Below are 8,646 nucleotides of genomic sequence, written 5' to 3'. Positions count from 1 at the left end.
CCTACTGTTCATAGGTTTTGATTCCTAACGGTTCGACTTAGTTCACCGTTAGCCCTAAGCGTTCCCCTAACGTGTCCATTGGTGTAGCCGTCTGCAAATGGCTAACCTAATTACGTAGTGCTATATTTTTAAACCCTAGTACTTTACCACATTAATTATCAATAACTAAACAATACTGGGAAAGAAAATGTGAAAATAATTACATGATCTAATTGAGGCAAAACTTTCTGCAAATAGTCATTTATCCTCCTGATGACGCTATGTTATTTTTATCTCCGCTAAATTTTTTACATACTCTGTATCAAAAACAATCCTATTCTTTAACAGGAATATTTAGCTAAACATGTGAACTGCAGGTAGTAACTATTGGTCAGAGAAAGTTATGTCCAAATTTATATCCAAAAGTAGTGGCAAATCTCTGAAAAAATCGCCACTATAAATATACAGACAAAAACAAACTTTACTAAAATACTGGATTGAATAATGCACAAAATAACTGTTGACGGGGCAATTAATAATGGCAGCATTTTAACTTCAAAACTACCTTCTACTAAAGATAATATTTCTTATTTTGAAGTCTTAGACCAGACCAAAAGACAGAACTATACCCATGCAGATGAGCTATGGGTTGGATCAGCAAAATTGAGCTGTACCAGTACATTAAGCCATAATTCACCAGCTATTGCTTTTAGTAATAACGGACAATTTTTAGCTACAGGAAGGTTATATCTTAAACTTTGGCATTTGCAAACAGGAGAATTAATTCGCACATTTGCTCCGATTTCCAGTATTCTTAAATCCATTGCAATCAGTCCAGATAATAAAATTATTGCCAGCAGTCGTGTGAGTGGGACAATTGAATTATGGGAGTTAGCAACAGGGAGGCTAATTCGCCAATTTATGGGACACATCAATGGAGTCAATAGTCTGACTTTCAGTGCAGATAGTAAGATACTAATTAGTGGCGATCGCGGTAAAAATGTTCAATTATGGAATGTAGCTACGGGTAAGCTAGTTCTGACTCCCAGTGGCGCTGTTCCACAGATGGAACATGGGGATTGGGTAAATTCTGTAGTTATCAGTCCCAATGGTAAAATAACCGCCAGTGGTAGTTACGATAAAACTATCAAGCTCTGGAGTTTACAAACAACAGCAGAGGTGGCTTGCCTGAAAGCACATTCATCTATCGTTAATGGTATCGCTATCAGTCCCAACGGTCAGCTACTTGCTAGTGGTAGCGCAGATGAAACTATTAAGCTCTGGAACTTGAATACCCAAGAGGTGATTTGGACTCTTCGGGGACATAGTGATGAAGTTTATGCTGTAGCTATTAGTCCTGATGGAAAAACTCTGGCTAGTGGTAGTGCTGACAAGACTATTAAACTCTGGAACCTTGATAATGGAGAAGTGATTAACACCCTGAGGGGACATTTATCTGGGGTTAAATCTCTGACATTTAGTCCTGACAATAAAATTTTGGTCAGTGGTGGTGAGGATGGTGTTGTCAAGATTTGGCAGTGTGTGTAAATTATTCAATGTGATCAAATAAAAGCTGGGATGTACCCTATAGCTTTCTACTGTGATACTAGAAAATGAATAGTTCTTATTGTTAAGGGGATGTACAGTTAACTGTACATCCCCATTCAATTTTCTGGCATTGCTGAATTGGAATATGAAATTTAAAAATCAGGTCTCTCAAACTCTTATTCTCTGCACCTCTGCGTGAGACAAATTCATATCTTTATTCAGCAACGCCAATTCTCTTCTAAATTATTTTAGAGGATACCCCGATAAGATGGCTTTAGTTTTCAGCTCGCTAATTTTTACAATCGCCTTAATCATTTCTCGTCGATCTGGTGATAATTTTAGTTTATCTAAAGCTTGAGGTAAGCGATCGCCTGCACGTAAATTGTGAATCAGTTGAGTCTGCTCAGATGCGCTCAAAACTTTCTGAATGTCACGGTTACGTCGTTGACGCACACCTTGGAGTTTTTGCCGAAATTGGGGAGTTAAATCAATATCTGAAAGTATCCTTGTCCTAATCTGTTGGGAAATGGTTGCAGTCGGGTTGGCATTAAATATGGCTGGTGCTGCTATGGTTATTTTAGGGAAGCAGAGAATGAAGGCAAGAATCATTACAAACACAAGCAGCCTGGGAAATTTGGTAGCCATATGGATCGAAAATTTTTCACAGCATTTTTTAAAGGAACAAATTCCTCTAGAAAATATTCTACTTAGTGATGGGTGCATAGAAGAGGAATTTTTATACATGAAAGGGTGCTTGACAATAGTCCTTTTCTACCCTGTGCAATTATTGTATCTTGACTGCTGTACCTGTAGCAGTAATGAGTATTAATACACCTGATTCATCAACATTAATGGTTCCTGTATCAATTTCAATACCAATGACTGCATCTGCACCCAAACGCTCTGCTCTTTGTTCCAATTCTGCGATCGCTTTTTTTTGTCCTTCTTGGAATAGCCGTTCGTAACTACCAGTTCGTCCACCAATAATGTCACGAATGCTGGCAAAAAAGTCCCGCAGAAAATTACTACCATAAACAACTTCTGCTGTGACAATTCCTAAGTATGACTGAATAATAGATCCTTGAATTACATCAGTTGTAGTTAAAAGCATAAATAAACCTCAAGACAATTCGAGCTTACCATGACGGTGCTATGCATTTATCATTGTCCCTAGCTTGAAAATGGGGAGTGATTGAGTGATGGAGGGATGGAGTGATGGGAGTATTTTCATGTTTGGTTGTGGACAAAGTATTGTCCATGAGTGACCGAAAAAGAAAAGGATACAAGCCCCCAAATTTATTTGTGGAAAAATTAGAAATAATTGTGCCGCGATGCATAAGCACAAGGCTCAATAATTCCTTTCTTTATACAGTCGCTCATGGGTGAGACCCCCAAGACCGCGCTGCATCGCTATTTCAAGCCCCTACATTATTCATGTATGGAGTTTCTCCCCTGCCCCCTGCTCCCTGCTCCCCTGCCTCTTCCTGGCTAGATTGAGTGAGGAATCTCAGAGCAACTAGCAATCATGGGCGGAAATCAAAAATTAGAGATTAAAAGTATTCTACTTTCTAATTTTTACTTTTTTTCAATGGTAGGTTTATGTCTGTCAATCTGTACTATAATCCAAGGTACTTTTATCAAGCAGAGTGATTGATAGGTTTAATTGTTCATTGAGAACACCGAACAAACGGGTGTTTTACTATATGGCTCAAACAGAATCTTGTATCTAAATAAATTTTGTATGCTAAAGAAAACTTTGAATTTTAGGATGTTAGTGTTCCCGCACACCCAAAAATACCTGATTTGGTGCAAATTCCTATAGTAATCCTATAGTTTGCAAATCAGAATATTTTTGTTTTAATAGACAAGCAATTCCCAAAAATGGGGAAACAATTGCAAAAGCTTTCAGGTAATTTGCTGTGTATAGAAAGATATCTTCGATAATTAGTATTCTTTTAGTTGGAAGCATTGGGTTAACAATGCCTTCAGTGGCTCGCGCTCAAATACTGATCGCCCAAAAAAGCAGCCCACAAGTAATTCGGTTACTACAAGAAGGACGAAGACTGGTGAGTTCTGGGGATTATAATAGGGCGATCGCTGTTTATCAAAGGGCTGCTACTTTAGAACCCAAAAATCACACAATCCCTGCTGGTATTGGTTTTCTCCAGGCTCAAAAAGGCGATTTCCGTAGCGCACTCATTTCTTATCGTCGAGCGATCGCTCTCAATCAAAATAGTAGCGATTATTACTATGCAGTGGCTTATGTCCACGGCAATTTGGGAGACATGAAATCTGCTAAGGAAGCTTATCGTAAATCGATTCAACTCAACCGTAATAATAAAAATGCCTATTTAGGCCTGATGGTGACTCAATCCCGTCTGGGTAATTATGGTGCAGTTAGGTGGGCATATCAAAGATTACTGGAAATCGACCCCAGAAACGCTCGTGCTTATGAATTAATGGGTTCAGAAATGAAAAAACGGGGTCGTCGTCAAGATGCGATCGCTCAATTAAGAAAAGCCCGAGATTTATACGAACGTCAAGGTAAAGCCAGTAGTGCAAGTAGGGTAGATGGTGTGCTGCGGGGTTTAGGAGTTTGAATCAGGTAGTCCCGTAGACGCGCCAAGCGCGGCTTCTCGTAGAGATGAAAAAATTTTCACCATCAATTATTTAATACCATTTAAAAAGAGAATGGGACAGACGGGTAGAGGCACGGGATCCAAAATCTTTCAATATATACAATTATCTTACTAGTGCCGTGCCCTGACGAAGGATTTATAGTTGCAAACATTATTTGAATTGGTATAAGTAAGATTTTTCCTTCCCCCTGCTTAGAAGTCAGAAGGGCAGATAAATTTATGATTAGTGGTCTGTCCCATAAAATATGATAGATTTTCTATCACACCCGCCTAGGACTATAAGTCCCAGTCTAATAGCAAAAGTCATATAAATATGACTATAAAACTAGCTATCAAAATTAATGTGGTGGAATACTAGGGACTGTTTTCAAACTCGCCGACACCCTGGAAGGGTGCGGCTACAGGCACTAAGTCCGCCTGCGCGGACTAGGGAAAATCAAGGTTTTGAGCTTGCTTAGGTAGGCTTTGCTCCTATAGCCAGGGGGTTTTTGGGGTTTTAAAACACGCCCTAGTGGCGACTAATGGCAGGTTACAAATAAGGGATATGCTGTTATCAATTCAAGATATACTGAAGGACTAAGGTTATCTTAATTTTCTTTGCCGCTTATCCCTAAGTCTACTCACCCCTGCTCATAACCTCATGCTTACCCAAGACACTCAAAAAATCAACTGGAAACCCATCATCAAAGAGTTTGAGAAAGTACTCGGTCAAAATGGTGTGGTAAAACGCCGGGAAGAATTAATTACCTATGAGTGTGATGGTTTAAGTAGCTATCGTCAACGTCCAGATGTGGCTGTTTTACCCAGAACCACGGAACAAGTAGCAGAAGTTGTGAAAATCTGTAACAAATACTCCGTTCCCTTCATTGCCCGTGGTTCTGGAACTGGTTTATCTGGTGGGGCATTACCGACAAATAATTGCGTGTTGATTGTCACATCTTTAATGCGGCAAATACTAAATATAGATTTGGATAATCAACAGGTGGTAGTTCAGCCAGGAGTAATTAATAACTGGGTGACCCAAGCAGTTAGCGGTGCTGGTTTTTACTATGCTCCCGATCCTTCCAGCCAAATTATTTGTTCTATTGGTGGGAATGTAGCAGAAAATTCTGGGGGTGTGCATTGCTTAAAGTATGGTGTCACAACTAATCATGTATTGGGTTTAAAAGTTGTCACTCCGGATGGGGAAATAGTTGATTTGGGGGGGCAAATACCGGAAATGCCTGGTTACGATTTAACCGGGATTTTTGTGGGTTCGGAAGGGACTTTAGGTATTGCTACGGAAATTACTTTACGCATTCTCAAAAGTGCCGAGTCTATTTGTGTGTTATTGGCAGACTTCACTAGTGTAGAGGCTGCTGGGGCGGCAGTTTCTGATATTATTAGCGCCGGGATTATTCCTGGAGGCATGGAAATGATGGATAATATCAGTATTAATGCGGTGGAAGATGTTGTCAAAACTAATTGTTATCCCCGTGATGCCGAGGCAATTCTGTTAGTAGAAATTGATGGTTTGGCTGTTGAAGTAGGGGTCAATAAACAGCGAGTAATTGAAATTTGTCAACAGAATGGGGCGCGGAATGTGACTTCTGCTAGTGACCCCCAACAAAGATTAAAGTTATGGAAAGGGCGAAAGGCTGCGTTTGCGGCTGCGGGACATTTAAGTCCAGATTATTATGTCCAAGATGGGGTAATTCCCCGGACTCAACTACCTTATGTGTTGAAAGAGATTGAGGCATTAGGTGAAAAATCTGGTTATAAAATTGCCAATGTTTTTCATGCTGGAGATGGTAATTTACATCCACTGATTCTTTATGATAATTCCGTGCCGGGAGCATTGGAAAAGGTGGAAGAGGTAGGAGGAGAAATTCTCAAGTTGTGTGTCAAAGTGGGTGGTAGTATTTCTGGAGAACATGGTATTGGTGCGGATAAAAAATGCTACATGCCAGATATGTTTAGCGACGCTGATTTAGAAACTATGCAATGGGTAAGGGAAGTTTTCAATCCTAGGGGATTGGCGAATCCAGGGAAAATTTTTCCCACTCCCCGTACTTGTGGGGAAGCAGCCAGGAGTATGGGTGAAAATGGGAAGAAGTTTCCAGGAATTGAGCAATTTTAAGGCAGGTTAAGTCTTTGAGACTGCATATTATTTGTATAAAAGCAACATAATTGTCTCGACAAACATCAGGGTTTAATTTATATTTTATTAATGGCTTGAAGTTTGGCAGGTCGAAGTGGGGGCGAAAACTTAGAGGCCCTGTCAAAATGGCGGAAACCTATACTAGGAAAGAATTATAGCCGTTGTTATTGGGAGGTAATTAGTAATTTATCTCAATAAGCGTGGCTGAAATGAGGCTTTTTTTGATACCTGTCAAAACCTGTTGTGGGGTGCCTGCTCTGCAAGGGTTTCAGCCGACAGACTCGCACCGATTGCGTTAATTCGGATTAGTTGGAAACGATTATCCAGGGGTGGTCAACCCACCGGTGGATAATCCTCGCACCGATTGCGTTAATTCGGATTAGTTGGAAACTACTTTTATTGGTCAGTTTTTGTTGAATTTCATCCTCGCACCGATTGCGTTAATTCGGATAAATATCATTAATAAAAGCCTCCTAAACTTTGATTTAGAGGGTAATTTTTTTGAATTATTTGTAATATCAATTTAAAAAAAAATGCGACAGATGGAAAGAAATACAAGCTTATGTAGTAACTATTTCACAATCTAAAATCCAAAATCAAAAATCCAAAATGGTATAACCTCAGTTCCGCTTACCTTGCAAATAATTGCTTAAATCTGAAATAGAACGAAGCTTGAGTTTGTCTACATCTTCGCCACGCATCATCAGGGCAAAGGTATTATTAAAACCCAAGGGAGTTAGCCATTCCATGTCATAGCGAGCTTTTAATTTTTCTTTAACATAAGCAAATACCTTATCCTTATCTTGAATAATAGCATCACGGGTTGCTTTATCAGGTTTGGTCATTACCAATAGTGCAGTTCCTGTATATTCCGGATAAAGGTCAATTTCTCCTTTAACTAGGGAATCAAAAGCAATTTTAGTCCCACCTAAGCCAATTTTTAAATCTACATCTAGATTTGTATAATTCTCAATTAAAATGGTAAACATTTCCGCTAATATATATTGCTCTGTGAAATTTTTAGAGCCTATAACAATATCAGCCCGATTATTTCTTTGAATATTTGTTTTTAGACCTAATTCCTGCAAAAAATCTTTAGCTACTTTTTTTGTAGATTGCTTCTTCTCATCAACAAGATAATTCAGCTCAGTCATCTTTTCATCAGAAATCTGATTACCTAATTTCTCTAATGCTTCTCTTATTCCTGGATATTTCCTCAGAGTTTTTCCTCTAATTAAAGGGGCTGGATAGTAGGGAGGAAAATAATGTTTATCATCAACTAAAACTCGTAAATCATAAGCCTTAATTCTGCCATCTGTGGAAAAACCACTGATGACATCTACTTTTTTTTCCTTGACGGCTTGGTACATTAGCCCAGGATCTAAGTCAACAGTAGTCAAACGCAAATTATACAACTTGCTTAACCCAGGATAACCATCAGCACGTTCCATAAACTCACCTACAAATCCAGCCTTAAAGGCAGGAGTCCCGGTAGGCATGACTACCCAGAATAAGGAAATACCAAGTAAAATTACTGCTGCTACTAGGATAGGCTTAATCAGTTTCCTGATATTTTTTTGCAGAATCCCGAGGAAAAAATCTAACAGTAGTGCTAAAGCCGCCGCCGGAATTGCTCCCGCCAAAATCATCTCTACCCGATTGAGAGCAATACCGCGAAAAATAAATTGTCCCAAACCTCCAGAAGCAATTAAAGCACACAGGGTAGCCACACCAACATTGGTCACAGCAGCAGTGCGAATCCCTGCAAAAATTACGGGCATTGCGAGGGGTAGCTCTACTTTCAGCAAAATTTGTAAGTCTGGCATTCCCATACCTTTTGCAGCTTCCTTGATGTCCTTATCTACCTCATCAATGCCAATAAAGGTATTACGAACAATTGGTAACAAAGCATACATAAAAAGGGCAACAATGGCGGGTACAGCACCAATTCCCAGCAAAGGTAGGAGAAAACCTAAAAGAGCAACACTGGGAATTGTTTGAATTACCCCCACTATACCAATGACGTTATTCGCAGCTTGTTTATAGCGGGTTAACAGAATTCCGATTGTAATACCAATCACCACAGCAATTGATAGAGAAATTGCAGTTAATCTAATGTGCTCTACAGTTTGTTCCCCAATTTCTCCCCAGTGGCTGACAAAGAATGTCCACAAATTAGTCAGAAACTGTTTCATACCCATGATTCCTTAAATCGGTAAAAAGCAGCGAGCAATTCTTCGCAATTGACTGGGGGTAATGTGCTTATATCCTGGGAATTGATAATTTTGACAAAAGATGCTTGCAGTGATGCTTCCACTTCTTGTAAAACAGTCAATAGAC

General features: G+C 39.4%; 6 protein-coding genes. 3 read left to right on the top strand and 3 right to left on the bottom strand.

Annotated features, from left to right (window positions below; all coding sequences use genetic code 11):
- Window positions 1–483 precede the first annotated feature (483 nt).
- A complete protein-coding gene (locus CALSC_RS08735) occupies window positions 484–1,527 on the top strand; it encodes a WD40 repeat domain-containing protein (protein ID WP_088240978.1) in 1,044 nt (347 codons plus the stop codon).
- A 243-nt stretch (window positions 1,528–1,770) separates the two neighbouring features.
- Here CALSC_RS08735 and CALSC_RS08730 read toward each other — a convergent pair whose 3' ends face one another.
- The gene (locus CALSC_RS08730; protein WP_235006729.1) at window positions 1,771–2,136 is read right to left on the bottom strand and encodes a hypothetical protein; all 366 of its coding nucleotides are present in this window, start codon (window positions 2,134–2,136) and stop codon (window positions 1,771–1,773) included.
- A gap of 175 nt (window positions 2,137–2,311) precedes the next feature.
- Window positions 2,312–2,638 (bottom strand): YbjQ family protein, encoded by a 327-nt coding sequence (locus CALSC_RS08725; RefSeq protein WP_088240976.1) that lies wholly within the window; start codon window positions 2,636–2,638, stop codon window positions 2,312–2,314.
- A gap of 868 nt (window positions 2,639–3,506) precedes the next feature.
- Between CALSC_RS08725 and CALSC_RS08720 the strand changes: the two genes are divergently transcribed.
- Both CALSC_RS08720 and glcD read left to right on the top strand, forming a co-directional pair.
- Window positions 3,507–4,127 carry a tetratricopeptide repeat protein gene (locus CALSC_RS08720; protein WP_235006727.1) on the top strand — a complete coding sequence of 207 codons (621 nt, stop codon included), beginning with the start codon at window positions 3,507–3,509 and terminating at the stop codon, window positions 4,125–4,127.
- Window positions 4,128–4,806: 679 nt separating this feature from the next.
- On the top strand, window positions 4,807–6,285 hold the full coding sequence (gene glcD, locus CALSC_RS08715) for a glycolate oxidase subunit GlcD (protein ID WP_088240974.1): 1,479 nt from the start codon (window positions 4,807–4,809) through the stop codon (window positions 6,283–6,285).
- A gap of 641 nt (window positions 6,286–6,926) precedes the next feature.
- Here the strand turns inward: glcD and CALSC_RS28005 are convergent.
- Window positions 6,927–8,501 (bottom strand): ABC transporter permease/substrate-binding protein, encoded by a 1,575-nt coding sequence (locus CALSC_RS28005; protein ID WP_200817596.1) that lies wholly within the window; start codon window positions 8,499–8,501, stop codon window positions 6,927–6,929.
- Between the last annotated feature and the right edge of the window lie 145 nt (window positions 8,502–8,646).

Source organism: Calothrix rhizosoleniae SC01 (assembly GCF_900185595.1).
GTDB classification, from domain to species: Bacteria; Cyanobacteriota; Cyanobacteriia; order Cyanobacteriales; family Nostocaceae; genus Calothrix_A; species Calothrix_A rhizosoleniae.
This window is presented reverse-complemented; position numbering and strand designations above follow the sequence as displayed.